The 12,515-nt window shown below is 64.3% G+C and carries 11 protein-coding genes; 10 read left to right on the plus strand and 1 reads right to left on the minus strand.

The genetic code is table 11. The annotated features are described in order from the left end of the window. The first annotated feature begins 500 nt into the window (after positions 1-500). From CAG11_RS07450 to CAG11_RS07470, 5 genes are all read left to right on the plus strand, one after another. Positions 501-1,274 (plus strand): ABC transporter ATP-binding protein, encoded by a 774-nt coding sequence (locus CAG11_RS07450; RefSeq protein ID WP_022639226.1) that lies wholly within the window; start codon positions 501-503, stop codon positions 1,272-1,274. Between the two features lie 13 nt (positions 1,275-1,287). Then, the gene (locus tag CAG11_RS07455) at positions 1,288-2,040 is read left to right on the plus strand and encodes an ABC transporter substrate-binding protein (protein WP_085595734.1); all 753 of its coding nucleotides are present in this window, start codon (positions 1,288-1,290) and stop codon (positions 2,038-2,040) included. 65 nt (positions 2,041-2,105) lie between these two features. Next, positions 2,106-2,798: an ABC transporter permease gene (locus CAG11_RS07460; RefSeq protein ID WP_085595736.1), complete on the plus strand. Its 693-nt coding sequence runs from the start codon at positions 2,106-2,108 to the stop codon at positions 2,796-2,798. Beyond that, on the plus strand, positions 2,798-3,487 hold the full coding sequence (locus CAG11_RS07465; protein WP_085595738.1) for an ABC transporter permease: 690 nt from the start codon (positions 2,798-2,800) through the stop codon (positions 3,485-3,487). The genes CAG11_RS07460 and CAG11_RS07465 overlap by 1 nt, the downstream gene beginning before the upstream one ends. A 47-nt stretch (positions 3,488-3,534) precedes the next feature. Further along, positions 3,535-4,743, plus strand: coding sequence for a methyltransferase (locus CAG11_RS07470; RefSeq protein WP_085595740.1), 1,209 nt, complete (start codon positions 3,535-3,537; stop codon positions 4,741-4,743). A gap of 259 nt (positions 4,744-5,002) precedes the next feature. On the opposite strand, the gene CAG11_RS07475 is transcribed toward CAG11_RS07470, so the two are convergent. Further along, a complete protein-coding gene (locus CAG11_RS07475; RefSeq protein ID WP_085595742.1) occupies positions 5,003-6,586 on the minus strand; it encodes a peptidase M20 in 1,584 nt (527 codons plus the stop codon). A gap of 303 nt (positions 6,587-6,889) precedes the next feature. Here CAG11_RS07475 and CAG11_RS07480 point away from each other — a divergent pair, with 303 nt between their 5' ends. From CAG11_RS07480 to CAG11_RS07500, 5 genes are all read left to right on the plus strand, one after another. Further along, on the plus strand, positions 6,890-7,807 hold the full coding sequence (locus CAG11_RS07480) for a LysR substrate-binding domain-containing protein (protein WP_022639220.1): 918 nt from the start codon (positions 6,890-6,892) through the stop codon (positions 7,805-7,807). A gap of 171 nt (positions 7,808-7,978) precedes the next feature. Continuing rightward, positions 7,979-9,070, plus strand: a complete 1,092-nt coding sequence (locus CAG11_RS07485) for an ABC transporter ATP-binding protein (protein WP_022639219.1) — start codon at positions 7,979-7,981, stop codon at positions 9,068-9,070. Between the two features lie 209 nt (positions 9,071-9,279). Continuing rightward, positions 9,280-10,392, plus strand: a complete 1,113-nt coding sequence (locus CAG11_RS07490) for an ABC transporter substrate-binding protein (protein ID WP_085595744.1) — start codon at positions 9,280-9,282, stop codon at positions 10,390-10,392. Between the two features lie 10 nt (positions 10,393-10,402). Beyond that, on the plus strand, positions 10,403-11,239 hold the full coding sequence (locus CAG11_RS07495; protein WP_022639217.1) for an ABC transporter permease: 837 nt from the start codon (positions 10,403-10,405) through the stop codon (positions 11,237-11,239). A gap of 7 nt (positions 11,240-11,246) precedes the next feature. After that, on the plus strand, positions 11,247-12,062 hold the full coding sequence (locus CAG11_RS07500; protein ID WP_022639216.1) for an ABC transporter permease: 816 nt from the start codon (positions 11,247-11,249) through the stop codon (positions 12,060-12,062). The last annotated feature ends 453 nt before the right edge of the window (positions 12,063-12,515 follow it).

Consider the following 12,515-nt stretch of genomic DNA (forward strand, 5'->3'; position numbering starts at 1 on the left):
TTCGTTCTCGCAAAAGGGCAGTCTCGCAGCACGCCTTGATCACCCAGGCCATGAAGGCAAGTACAGAGCCGCGGCCCGGGATTGCCGAACCTTTCCGATAAAGATCGGCAACTCATTGAACTCGATGGCTTTTTTCCAGGTCATTGCTCGACATCGCCGCCATCAGACGACCTCGTCCGGCAAAAACACGGTCAAAAAGCGTGGGATACCCAATTAACCGACAGATCCATGACCTTTGGCCCGTTAACCCTTCCAACACCCGGCCAAAGCTGGCACCATCGCGCCTTTTTTTACGCGACACCCGCCGGATCCAGGGTTCAAACGGGCGTTCGGTTGTTGATGGGGCGACAGTCAGCTGTGCCGATGCGACAACCTGCCACACGTCGCTCGTTTACCTCCGGCAGCGCTGTTGGCTGCGATTCGAACCCTATGCTAGCTTGGCGCCTCGCCAGGAAGGCAGCCCAACAGCAGGAGCACATTGAACTCTATGAGGACCGCACATGGCTGAGGCCACGCCCGCGCTTGAAATCCGCAACTTGCACAAACGCTACGGCTCCCAGGAGGTACTCAAGGGTATCTCGCTGACCGCTCGCGACGGTGACGTGATATCGATCCTGGGTTCCTCCGGTTCAGGCAAGTCCACTTTCCTACGCTGCATCAACCTGCTGGAAAACCCGCACCAGGGCCAGATCCTGGTAGCCGGCGAAGAGCTCAAGCTCAAGGCCGCGAAGAACGGCGAGCTGATTGCCGCCGACAGCAAGCAGATCAACCGCCTGCGCAGCGAAATCGGTTTCGTATTCCAGAACTTCAATCTCTGGCCGCACATGAGCGTGCTCGACAACATCATCGAGGCACCGCGTCGCGTGCTGGGCCAGAGCAAGGCCGAGGCCATCGAGGTGGCCGAGGCCCTGCTGGCCAAGGTCGGCATCGCCGACAAGCGCCACGCCTACCCGGCCCAGCTCTCCGGCGGCCAGCAACAACGCGCCGCCATCGCCCGGACCCTGGCGATGCAACCCAAGGTCATCCTGTTCGACGAGCCGACCTCGGCCCTGGACCCGGAAATGGTCCAGGAAGTCCTCAACGTGATCCGCGCCCTGGCCGAAGAAGGCCGCACCATGTTGCTGGTCACCCATGAAATGAGTTTTGCCCGCCAGGTCTCCAGCGAAGTGGTGTTCCTGCACCAGGGTCTGGTAGAAGAGCAAGGTTCGCCCGAGCAGGTCTTCGAGAACCCGCTTTCGGCACGCTGCAAACAATTCATGTCCAGCAACCGCTAACGGAGCTAAACGCATGCAGAGCTATAAGAAAGTCCTCCTGGCCGCTGCCGTCACCCTGGCCTTCAGCGCCAGCGCCGCCGCCGAGACCCTGAAGATGGGCATAGAGGCAGCCTACCCTCCCTTCAACAACAAGGACGCCAGTGGCCAGGTCGTCGGTTTCGACAAGGACATCGGCGACGCCCTGTGCGCCAAGATGAAAGTCGAATGCACCGTGGTCACCTCCGACTGGGACGGCATCATCCCGGCCCTGAACGCCAAGAAGTTCGACTTCCTGATCTCCTCGCTGTCGATCACCGACGAGCGCAAGCAGGCGGTGGACTTCACCGATCCGTACTACTCCAACAAGCTGCAGTTCATTGCCCCCAAGGCCAAGACCGACTTCAAGACGGACAAGGCCTCGCTCAAGGGCAAGATCATCGGGGCACAACGCGCGACCCTGGCCGGCACCTGGTTGGAAGACAACCTGGGTGACGACATCACCATCAAGCTCTACGACACCCAGGAGAACGCTTACCTGGACCTGACTTCCGGCCGACTGGACGCGATCCTGGCCGACAAGTACGTCAACTACGAGTGGCTCAAGAGCGATGCGGGCAAGCTTTTTGAGTTCAAGGGCGAGCCTATGGTGGAAAGCGACAAGATCGGGATTGCCGTGCGCAAGAAAGATCCCCTGCGCGAGAAGCTGAACACCGCCTTGAAGGAAATCGTGGCCGACGGCACTTACAAGAAGATCAACGACAAGTACTTCCCGTTCAGCATCTATTGATACTGACTTGCCTGACCGGCGCTCACCCTCGGGGCGCCGGTCCTTAGCAAAGCCATCCAGACCCCATGAATATCGATCTCTTCGGATTCGGCCCGGCGCTCGCCGCCGGCGCGCTGATGACCGTCAAGCTGGCCCTCTCGGCGTTATGCCTGGGGCTGGTGCTCGGACTGCTCGGCGCCTTGGCCAAGACCTCCCCGTTCAAGCCCCTGCGTTGGCTTGGCGAAACCTATTCGACCATCGTGCGCGGCGTTCCGGAATTGCTCTGGGTGCTCCTGATCTACCTGGGCACGGTGAAGACGATGAACGCGCTGGGGGAGCATTTCGGTAACCCAGACCTGGCTCTCAGCCCGTTCGTAGCCGGGGTGATAGCCCTCGGGCTGTGTTTCGGCGCCTATGCCACGGAAGTGTTCCGCGGCGCGATCCTGGCCATCCCCAAGGGTCACCGCGAGGCCGGTACCGCGCTAGGCCTCTCCAAGTGGCGGATTTTCAACCGCCTGATCCTGCCGCAGATGTGGCGCATCGCCCTGCCGGGCCTGGGCAACCTGTTCATGATCCTGATGAAGGACACCGCGCTGGTGTCGGTGATCGGCCTTGAAGAAATCATGCGCAACGCGCAGAACGCCGTAACCTTCGCCAAGCACCCGTTCACCTTCTATATGGTCGCGGCCGTCATGTACCTGGGCCTGACCGTGCTGGCCATGATCGGCATGCACTTCCTGGAAAAACGCGCCGCCCGCGGCTTTGTGAGGACGACGTAATGGAATGGGAAGTCATCTACAAATGGCTGCCGAAGTTCATCCAGGGTGCAACGCTGACCCTGGAGCTGGTGGGCTTCGCGGTGATTCTCGGTCTGCTGCTGGCCATCCCGCTGGGCATTGCCCGCTCGTCCAGGCTCTGGTACGTGCGCGCCCTGCCCTACGCCTACATCTTCTTCTTTCGTGGCACGCCGCTGCTGGTGCAGCTGTTCCTGGTGTATTACGGCCTGGCGCAGTTCGATGCGGTGCGCGAAAGCTTCATGTGGCCCTACCTGCGCGATCCGTTCTGGTGCGCCACCGCCACCATGACCCTGCACACCGCGGCCTATATCGCCGAGATCCTGCGGGGCGCGATCCAGGCCATTCCGCCCGGTGAAATCGAAGCGGCGCGGGCCCTGGGCATGTCCAAGCCCAAGGCGCTGTTCTACATCATCCTGCCGCGTGCTGCGCGCATCGGCCTGCCGGCCTACAGCAACGAAGTGATCCTGATGCTCAAGGCCAGCTCCCTGGCCAGCACCGTGACCCTGCTGGAACTGACCGGTATGGCGCGGACCATCATTGCCCGCAACTACCTGACGGTGGATATGTTCTTTACCGCTGGGGTGTTCTACCTGTTGATGTCGTTCATCCTGGTCCAGGCCTTCCGCCAACTGGAACGCTGGCTACGGGTCGACGCCTGCCAGGGCCGTTGAGCCCTCCCGCTCCCGCCAGGGAGCGGGCCTGCCCCGGATTCGTCACCATGCCCGCCATCCTCCAAGGCCCTGCACTACTTACCCGCTTCCAGGCCTTGGATGCCTTCCTCCTGGAGCACCAGGGGCTCTGGCGCCCACGCCCGTTCCAGTATCTGCAACTGCCCTGGGAAGCCCGCTACCGCGAACTCGCCCAGTGGCTGCGCCAGCGTTCCCTGGCAGACGCCGAAACCGCCCACAATCACCCGGAACAGCTGGACGCGCCCGCCCCCTTCGCCCAGTTGGCGGCCCAGTCGCGGGCCCTGGCCGAGCTGACGGAGCTGCCCGCCAGCGATCTGCCGGCCATGCGAGCGCGGCTGAATGTCGATGTGCCTGGACGCAAATGGCAGCAGATCGAAGCCTTCGCCGCCCGCCTGCAATTCGACCAGGCTCCCGCCCACTGGCTCGACTGGTGTTCCGGCAAGGGCCACCTGGGACGGCGCCTGCTGCAACCGGGGCAATGCCTGACCTGCCTCGAATACGACCCGGCGCTGGTGGCCAGCGGCGAACAACTGAGCCGCCACCATGGCCTGGCCGCCAGCCATGTGCAGCAGGATGTACTGGCCGATACGGTCGCCGCGCAGCTGGCTGCCGGACACAGCCCGGTGGCGCTGCATGCCTGCGGCGACTTGCACGTGCGCCTGATGCAGCTCGCCAGCCAGGCCGGCTGCCGCCAGCTGGCCATCGCCCCGTGCTGCTACAACCGCACCAGCGCCAGCCAGTACCAGGGTTTATCCACAGCCGGCCAGGCGTCCGTCCTGCGGCTGTCCCTGGACGACCTGGGCCTGCCCATGAGCGAGACCGTGACCGCCGGGGCCCGGGTCCGGCGCCAGCGCGACCAGTCCATGGCCTGGCGCCTGGGCTTCGACCTGCTGCAACGCCAGTTGCGAGGCGTCGATGACTACCTGCCCACCCCCTCGCTGCCCAGTCACTGGCTGGACAAGCCGTTCGCCGAATACTGCCGCGACCTGGCGGCCCTCAAGGAGTTACCCACAATCGGCGCGCAAGACTGGCCGGCACTGGAAGCCGCCGGCTGGCAACGCCTGGCCCAGGTGCGCAACCTGGAACTGCTGCGCGGCCTGTTCCGCCGGCCATTGGAACTGTGGCTGGTGCTGGACCGGGCATTGTTTCTGCAACAGCAGGGCTATCAGGTACGCCTGGGGACCTTCTGCCCTGCGCACCTGACCCCGCGCAATCTGCTGCTCCTGGCCCAGCGCTGAAGCCCTGCGACAGCCCGTCGCGACCTGTGGATAAGTCTGTTGATCAAATCCTGGCAAGTCCCCTAAAAACAGGGCGTGGACTCCCGACACATAACTGGTCATTTTTTATTCATAAAAATAAACCATCGAAAAAACAGCCAGTTGCAAAAAGATGAGAATGACTCCACAGATTCGTCATCTGCCTGGCCGAAAAACCCATCCATTGTGCATAAGCGCCTGAGCGAAGCGGCATAACGCCCCCTCGCCCAGGCTGCGGCGGCTACTCGTCGGCCCGCGCCGGAATCCACCATTCCTCGCCCCGCGCCGTGCTGATGTATTCCGGCCAGCGGAAGTCGTGGGGCACCTGGAAGTCCTTGGGCAGCAGCGGTGCCTGCCAGTGACTGCCACCGATCCCGCCACCCGTGCGCTCGACGAACTCGGCCTTGGCCGCCGCCAGCAATGCCTCGTCGGTGAGCAAGTCCACCAGAGTCGCGGCGATAGTCTTGGCTGCCACCTCGATCATCGGGTCGATGGTCTGGCGAATCCCGCCCAGGGCGTTGGAGACCCAATCCGGATAGACCGTCCCCGGTGGCGCGCTGAGCATCGGCCGGGCCACCAGCAAGCGCACGGTCGGGCAGTGCCAGGTGTATTCCGGGTAGTCGTCGGAGGTCAGGTAGTTCTGCCAGGCCGGCATTTGCAGGCGCAGCTGGCGCTCGCATTCCTGGGGTTCGATCAGCGCCTCGGTGGCCGGCAGGAAGGGCCGTTCCATGGCCTCAAGGCCCAGATTGCGCTGGATCTGGCGGGCGATCTCCCGGGCTTCTTCGTCCCACTGCGGGGCGCCCACCGCCGCCAGGTTGGCGTAGGTGGCCTGGGCCATGACATGGTTGGGCAGGCCACCGCGGGACTTGCACACCCAGGTCTTCTTCCAGCGGCAGCCGGTGGCCATGGCCGCCGCGGCGGCGTTGTTGTCCATGACCTGGGAAATAGTCTCGGCCTGCTCGATGGAATCGCAGCGCAGCAGGTACTGGATCTGCGACAAGTGCGGCGGCAGGTTGTCGGCCGTGGCTTGGCCTGCGGTGAGGATCGCCTCGTTGTAGCTCCACAGCCCGGTGAACGGCAGGGTCGAGCGGCGCAGGCTTTCGTTCAGGGTATAGAAATGCACCAGGGCATCGTTGGCCCCCGGGGCCCGGGCCGCCAGGTGGTTCTGCGGGATCGGGCTGTAGCGATCGGCGGCGATCCACTGCTCCGGCTCTTCGCAGGTGAAGCTGTAGATGTAGGCGTAGGCAATGCCGCAGTGAGTGTCCCAGGTGGTGGTGTTGTTCAGTGGCAGCATGTAGGTGGGGTGGAAGCTGATGGCCGCATCCAGGTCGTCGTAATAACCCTTGGCCGCGTGTACCGGCTTGGAGGCGCGGAGTTTTTCCGCCGGCTCGCCGAAGAAGCGGATGCTGCCCTGCAAGCCGAATTCCTGCATGGTCGCCTTGGCCGCCAGAGCCCCGCCCAAGGCACTGATGCCCAGGGCCGAGTGCGGATCGGTATGCCCCGGGGCAAAACGCGAAAGGCCATCGCGGGGCTGCTTGCAGGTGGTGGCGGCCTGGCAGTTGCCCGGTACCGCATCGTACTCGCCATAGGTGGCCAGCAACGGCCCCTGACCTTGGGTGAAGGTGGCGCAGAAGGCCGTGGGCATGCCACCGCTGGCGCGTTCGACGGTGAAGCCCTCGGCCTCCAGCAACGCCACGTACCAGGCACTGGACTTGTACTCGCGAAACGCCGGCTCAGCGTAGTGCCAGATCAGCTGGTGCCAGTCCGACAATTGCTGGCGGTGGCGTTCGACCCAATCCAGCGCGAATTCTTTGTAGCGCGACATCCTCGGCACTCCTGGTTATCCAGGTCCCGGCCAGTCACGAACTGGGCACATCGGCATCCACCCGGGCCGGCCGGACCTGTTGTTGTCATGGGAATGGTCCGGTCGGCTCAGCCCGGATCGAGGGCCAGTATTGGTGAAGCGCTGGCTACATCAATCAAATTATTTCGCCAGCAATGGGCAAAAAAACTAACCAATGCCACGCTGGCGCGACCCATACTTCGGCGCGACCTGATGCGCCGCAAGCGCCTGGACACACCAGGCCGGACGCATTCGAAGACCCGTTCCCCCCGTCCCGGAGGTTGTATGCGTTTTCCCACGATCAGCGCCTTGCGCGCCCTCGACGCGGTCGCCCGGCTGGGCAGCGTGACCGCCGCCGCCCAGCAGTTGAGCCTGACCCGCAGCGCCATCAGCCACCAGATCATCAGCCTGGAACAGAGCCTGGGGTTCGCCCTGACCGAACGGGTCGGGCGCGGCATCGGCCTGACTCACCAGGGCCAGTGCTATGCCCGCGAGGTACGGCGCATCCTCGCCGACATCCAGGACGCCGGCCGGCTGTTCGATGGGCCGGCGGTGTCCGGCAAGTTGCGCATCAGTTGCAACCCGGGGTTCACCAGCTTCTGGTTGTGCAACCACATCAACAGCTTCCAGCGCCAATACCCCGAGGTACGGCTGCATGTGGTCAACCCGCGCTCCTGGGACGATACCAGCGATCCCGAGGCCGACCTGTTCATCACCTACGGCATCGGCGACTGGCCCGGGCTGCTGGTGGAGCCGATCTTCACCCTGCATTTCTCGCCGGTATGCAGCCCGCGCCTGGTCAACGCCATCGGCGGCTTGAAAACGCCACAGGACCTGGCCGGCCTGCCCCTGATCCACATGAACGACACCAGCGACTGGCGCGCCTGGCTGGCCGCTGCCGGGGTCGACCAGGTCGATGCGGACAGTGGCATCACCTTCTCCGACGCCCACTGCGCGCAGTCGGCGTGCATCGCCGCCCAGGGCGTGGCCATCGGCGACAGCCTGCTCAGCGGCAACGCCCTGGCCCGGGGACTGCTGGTGCGGCCGTTCAATATCGCCATCAGCGCCCGGCGCGGCTACTTCCTGGCGATCGATCCGGCCAAGGCCGAGCGGCCGGCGGTGCGGGCCTTCTCGACGTGGCTGAAATACCAGCTGCAAAACACCACCCAAGGCATTACCGACAGCTTGCTGATCAAGCCTTGAACCTGGGCGAAGGCGGCAACGGCCCCTGGCCAATGGATAATTTCACTCACCAATGAGGCAAAAATTATTCCATTGATGTGCCGTTGCTTTTGCCAATAATGAGCCAACCGCCTGCTGTTCCAACAATAAAAACTCCACAGCGCAGGTCGGTTTCCGCAGGAGAACTCTGTAGTGTCCAGCAGTCCTTCGACCCAACTCAGCGCCCAGGGAATCAGCCAGTATTACGGCAACTTCACAGCCCTGGACGGCATTGACCTCGACGTTCGCCAAGGCGAATTCCTCACCCTCCTGGGCCCCTCCGGCTCAGGCAAGACCACCCTGCTGATGATCCTCGCAGGCTTCCTATCCCCCAGCGCCGGCAAGCTCATGGAGCGTGGTGTCGACATCAGCCGGCGCCCGGCGGAAAAACGCAACTACGGCATGGTGTTCCAGGGTTACGCGCTGTTCCCGCACATGAGCGTCGCCGACAACGTCGCCTACCCATTGCGCATCCGCGGGGTCAAGGCCGAGGAGCGCCAGCGCCGGGTCAAGCACATCCTCGAAGTGGTGGGCCTGGGCGCCCACCTGCACAAGAAGCCTTCCGAGCTTTCCGGTGGCCAGCAGCAACGGGTGGCCATCGCCCGGGCCCTGGTGTTCGAGCCGGACATGCTGCTGCTCGACGAGCCGCTCTCGGCCCTGGACAAGAACCTGCGCGAACAACTGCAAGCCGAGCTGCAACGCATCCATCGCCAGGTGGGCACCAGCTTCGTGTTCGTCACCCACGACCAGGGCGAAGCGCTGGCCCTGTCAACCCGCATCGCCATCTTCAACCAGGGGCGCCTGGCGCAGATCGACTCGCCCCAGGACATCTACGACCGCCCCAGCAACCGCTTCGTCGCCGAGTTCCTGGGCAAGATGAACCTGTTCCCGCTGCGCGACATTGCCCGCAATGGCGGCCACGCCAGCGGCCGCTGCGGCGACGTCGCCCTGCATGCCGCGCTCCCCGGTGAGCTGAGCAGCCAGCCACAGTTGCTGGCGGTACGCCCCGAGCACATGACGCTGCACACCGAACGACCGCAAGCAGGTGAGCACAACGTGCTGCCGGCGCACCTGGGCGAACGGGTCTACCAGGGCTCCAGCACCCACCTGGCACTGAACATCGCCCCGGAGCTGGCACCGGTGAACCTCTCGGTACCCGGCGATCACCCCGGCGCCCGATTGCCCAGCGGCACCCCGGTGTGGCTGAGCTGGCCGGTACGCCACAGCTTCCTGCTGGAAGCCTGAGCCCCGCGATCAGTCAGGCAATTGCAGGAGCGAGGCTTGCCCGCGATGGACTGCAGAGCGCTGGGTTGACCCCGTAACGTTCACGACCATCGCGAGCACTCGAGCGTCGACCGGCTGCTCCTACAGAGGACCACCACCCCGGTTTCGTACAGAACAACAACAATCAACGGCTGGCGCCTCGGGCACCGGCCTGGCGAGGACTTGCCCCCATGAGCCAGCACCACCAGCGCGACTGCATCGAAATCCTCATCGAAAAAGCCCGTGGCGGGCAGATCAGCCGCCGCACCTTCGTCCAGGCCATGGGCCTGCTGGCCGCCGTGCCCCTGGCCCTGCGCAGCGGGATCAGTTGGTCGGCGGGCAAACCCCTGGTGCTGGTCAACTGGGGCGGCGATGCATTGAACGCCTTTCGCGCGGCCTGGTCCGACAGCTTCACCAAGAACACCGGCATCCCGGTGCGCATCGACGGCGCCGGCCCCACCGAAGGCGCGGTACGCTCGCAACTGGCCAGCGGTCAGCCCAGCTGGGACGTGGTGGACATGGAAGGCTACAGCGCCCTGAACCTGGGCCGCGAGAAGATCCTGCAACCCCTGGACTACAGCGTGGTGCAGCGCGACCAGGTAGCCCCGGGGATGAGCCATGACTACGGGATCGCCGGCTACATGCTCAGCTACGTGCTGGCCTGGGACAGCGAGAAATACGGCGACAACGGCCCCAGGGACTGGGCGGATTTCTGGAACGTGGAGAAATTCCCCGGCAAGCGCACCCTCTACAAGTGGATGAACGGCATGCTCGAGGCCGCCCTGCTGGCCGACGGCGTAAGCGTCGACAAGTTGTATCCACTGGACGTGCCACGGGCCCTGCGCAAGATCGACGAACTCAAGCCCCACGTCCTGTCGTTCTGGGGCTCGGGCGCGGAAAGCCAGCAACTGATGATCGAAGGCGAAGCCTCCATGGGCGTGCTCTGGCACACCCGCGCCACCTTGCTGCGCGAGGACAGCGGGGGCCGGATCAAATGGGGCTACGACAACGCCTTCCTCACCAACAGCAGCTGGGCCGTGCTCAGCAACAACCCGGCGGGTACCGCCCCGGCCATGCAGTTCATCCAGCATGCCCTGCAGCCGGAAGGCCAGCTCAAGCTGTTCGAGATCCTCGGCAACGGCCCATCCAACCCTGCCACCCAGAAACTGATGAGCCCCGAGCAGCTGGAGCTCAGCTGTGCGTCCGAAGCCAACATGAAGAAGCAGATCCTGCTGGATACCCAGTGGTACGCCGATCACTACTCCAGCACCCTGGAGCAGTACCTGACCCACCTGTCCAAGTGAGGCGCCGACCATGAGTGCGACCCAAACCGCGCGCCTGGAACGCAGCCTGCTGCTGGTACCGCTGCCGCTGTTGCTGGTGCTGTTCTACCTGCTGCCCTTCATCGGCGTGGTGAGCTGGAGCTTCACCCTGCCCGAACCCGGCATCGAGCAGTACCAGCGCATCGCCAGCGACCCGGCGATCCACGACATGCTGCTGCGCACCCTGCGCCTGTGCCTGACCGTCAGCCTGCTGGCCCTGGTCATCGGCTATCTGCTGGCCTACTGCTGGGTCTTCAGCCCGCCGTTCTGGCAGCGCATGGTGGAGATCTGCGTGTTCATCCCGTTCTGGATCTCGGTGCTGGTGCGGGCCTTCGGCTGGCTGATCGCCCTGCGCAGCAATGGCGTGATCAACGACAGCCTGCTGTCCCTGGGCTGGATCGAGCATCCACTGCAACTGACCCGCAACGAACTGGGGGTGGTGATCGGCATGCTCCACTTCATGATCCCCTATGCCTTGTTCCCGCTGCTGTCGAGCATGCGCCAGCTGGACCAGCGCGTGCTGCTGGCTTCCCGCGGGCTGGGCGCCGGGGCCTTGCGCACGTTCTGGCAAGTGCTGTTGCCACAGACCCTGCCGGGGCTGCTGGGGGCCTTCATCATGGTCTTCGTGTTCTGCCTGGGCTTCTTCATCACCCCGGTGCTGCTGGGTGGCGGGCAAACCGTGATGATCGCCGAGTACGTATTCCTGCAGATGTTCCAGACCAGCAACTGGGGGCTGGGCGCGGCCCTGAGCCTGGTGCTGCTGGCCCTGGTCAGCGCGCTGATCTGGCTGCTGATGCGCATCACCCGTGTCAATCGACTGGTGGGTTGAGGTCACTATGAATACACATCGCACTGCCCTGAGCACCCGGCTGATCGCCGTGGTCGCCATGGCCTTCATGCTGTTCCCGTTGCTGACGGTGATCCCGGTGTCCTTCACCGCCAAGCGCTACCTGTCGATGCCCGAGGGCAACTGGTCGCTGCGCCACTACGAAGCCTTGCTGAGCAATCCCGACTGGCTGTCGAGCATCGGCCAGAGCCTGGTCATCGCCACGGCCACCAGCCTGATCGCCACCTTGCTGGCGGTGAGCTTCAGCCTGGGCATCTGGTACCTGCGCTCGCGCCTGGCGACCCTGCTGATCGGCCTGGTGCTGCTGCCCATGGCGATCCCGCCGGTGATCTCGGCCCTGGTCCTGTACTTCATGGAAACCAAGCTGGGCAGCATCGCCCCGGGGTGGGGCTACGACAGCCTGCCCGGGGTGGTGATCGCCCACGTGGTGATGGTGGTGCCTTACGGCGTGGTGACCATGCTGGTGGCGCTGAGCCAGGTGGACCGGCGCATCGAGCTGGCCTCGCGCAACCTGGGGGCCAGCCTGATGCAGACCACCTTCCTGGTGATCCTGCCGAACCTGAAGCTGGGGATCTTCTCCACCGCGCTGCTGAGCTTCGCCCTGTCCTGGGAAGAGGTGGCAGTGACCCTGTTCATCACCAGCGTCGACGTCAACACCCTGCCCCGGCGGATCTGGAGCGGCTTGCGGGACAACGTCGACCCCAGCGTGGCGGCCATTTCCGTGCTGCTGATCAGCCTGACCCTGCTGGTGCTCGTCGGCCGCCTGGTGCTGCAGTACTACGCCCAGCGCCGCGCGCGTTCCTGACCCACCTTCTGGTGGCGGGGGCGCTTGCGCGCGCTGGCTGGCAGCGCCGGCCCGATACCTGATTCCCGGCTCCCAACGACGCGCCGTGGAGCCAGGTTCTACGGTCGCTGCGCGCCCGAGCGCAAGCAAGCTCCCTCGCTACAACCGCCTCCGATCAACCGGATTATTCGGCCAGGAACTGACCGAAGTCACTTCTGGACCCATGGGTTTGGTTCCATAGTGCGCGGCTCGTCCCACGGGCTTGCGCCGTCTCTTCTAGACTCAATGGAGAGTCGCTTTCGGAACTGAGCAAGTCGCTTTGGTGCGGAGCAATCAGAGGCAGCGTGTCAAGCTGCCCTTTATGCCCTGAACAGGTGCGGCGACGACCGCACCGGGTACGACAAGATACCCATTCAGGGTGCATGGCTACCGGCCGGATCGCCGCGCTACCGTGACGCAGCAATCAGGGCCGCA

The organism is Pseudomonas sp. B6(2017) (genome assembly GCF_002112765.1).
Classification (GTDB): Bacteria; Pseudomonadota; Gammaproteobacteria; order Pseudomonadales; family Pseudomonadaceae; genus Aquipseudomonas; species Aquipseudomonas piscis.

Coding starts and splice junctions, on each gene's coding strand:
- CAG11_RS07460 (WP_085595736.1), top strand. CDS start 2,106: ATGAATATCGATCTCTTCGGATTCGGCCCGGCGCTCGCCGCCGGCGCG.
- CAG11_RS07480 (WP_022639220.1), top strand. CDS start 6,890: ATGCGTTTTCCCACGATCAGCGCCTTGCGCGCCCTCGACGCGGTCGCC.
- CAG11_RS07490 (WP_085595744.1), top strand. CDS start 9,280: ATGAGCCAGCACCACCAGCGCGACTGCATCGAAATCCTCATCGAAAAA.
- CAG11_RS07465 (WP_085595738.1), top strand. CDS start 2,798: ATGGAATGGGAAGTCATCTACAAATGGCTGCCGAAGTTCATCCAGGGT.
- CAG11_RS07470 (WP_085595740.1), top strand. CDS start 3,535: ATGCCCGCCATCCTCCAAGGCCCTGCACTACTTACCCGCTTCCAGGCC.
- CAG11_RS07450 (WP_022639226.1), top strand. CDS start 501: ATGGCTGAGGCCACGCCCGCGCTTGAAATCCGCAACTTGCACAAACGC.
- CAG11_RS07475 (WP_085595742.1), bottom strand. CDS start 6,586: ATGTCGCGCTACAAAGAATTCGCGCTGGATTGGGTCGAACGCCACCGC.
- CAG11_RS07495 (WP_022639217.1), top strand. CDS start 10,403: ATGAGTGCGACCCAAACCGCGCGCCTGGAACGCAGCCTGCTGCTGGTA.
- CAG11_RS07455 (WP_085595734.1), top strand. CDS start 1,288: ATGCAGAGCTATAAGAAAGTCCTCCTGGCCGCTGCCGTCACCCTGGCC.
- CAG11_RS07500 (WP_022639216.1), top strand. CDS start 11,247: ATGAATACACATCGCACTGCCCTGAGCACCCGGCTGATCGCCGTGGTC.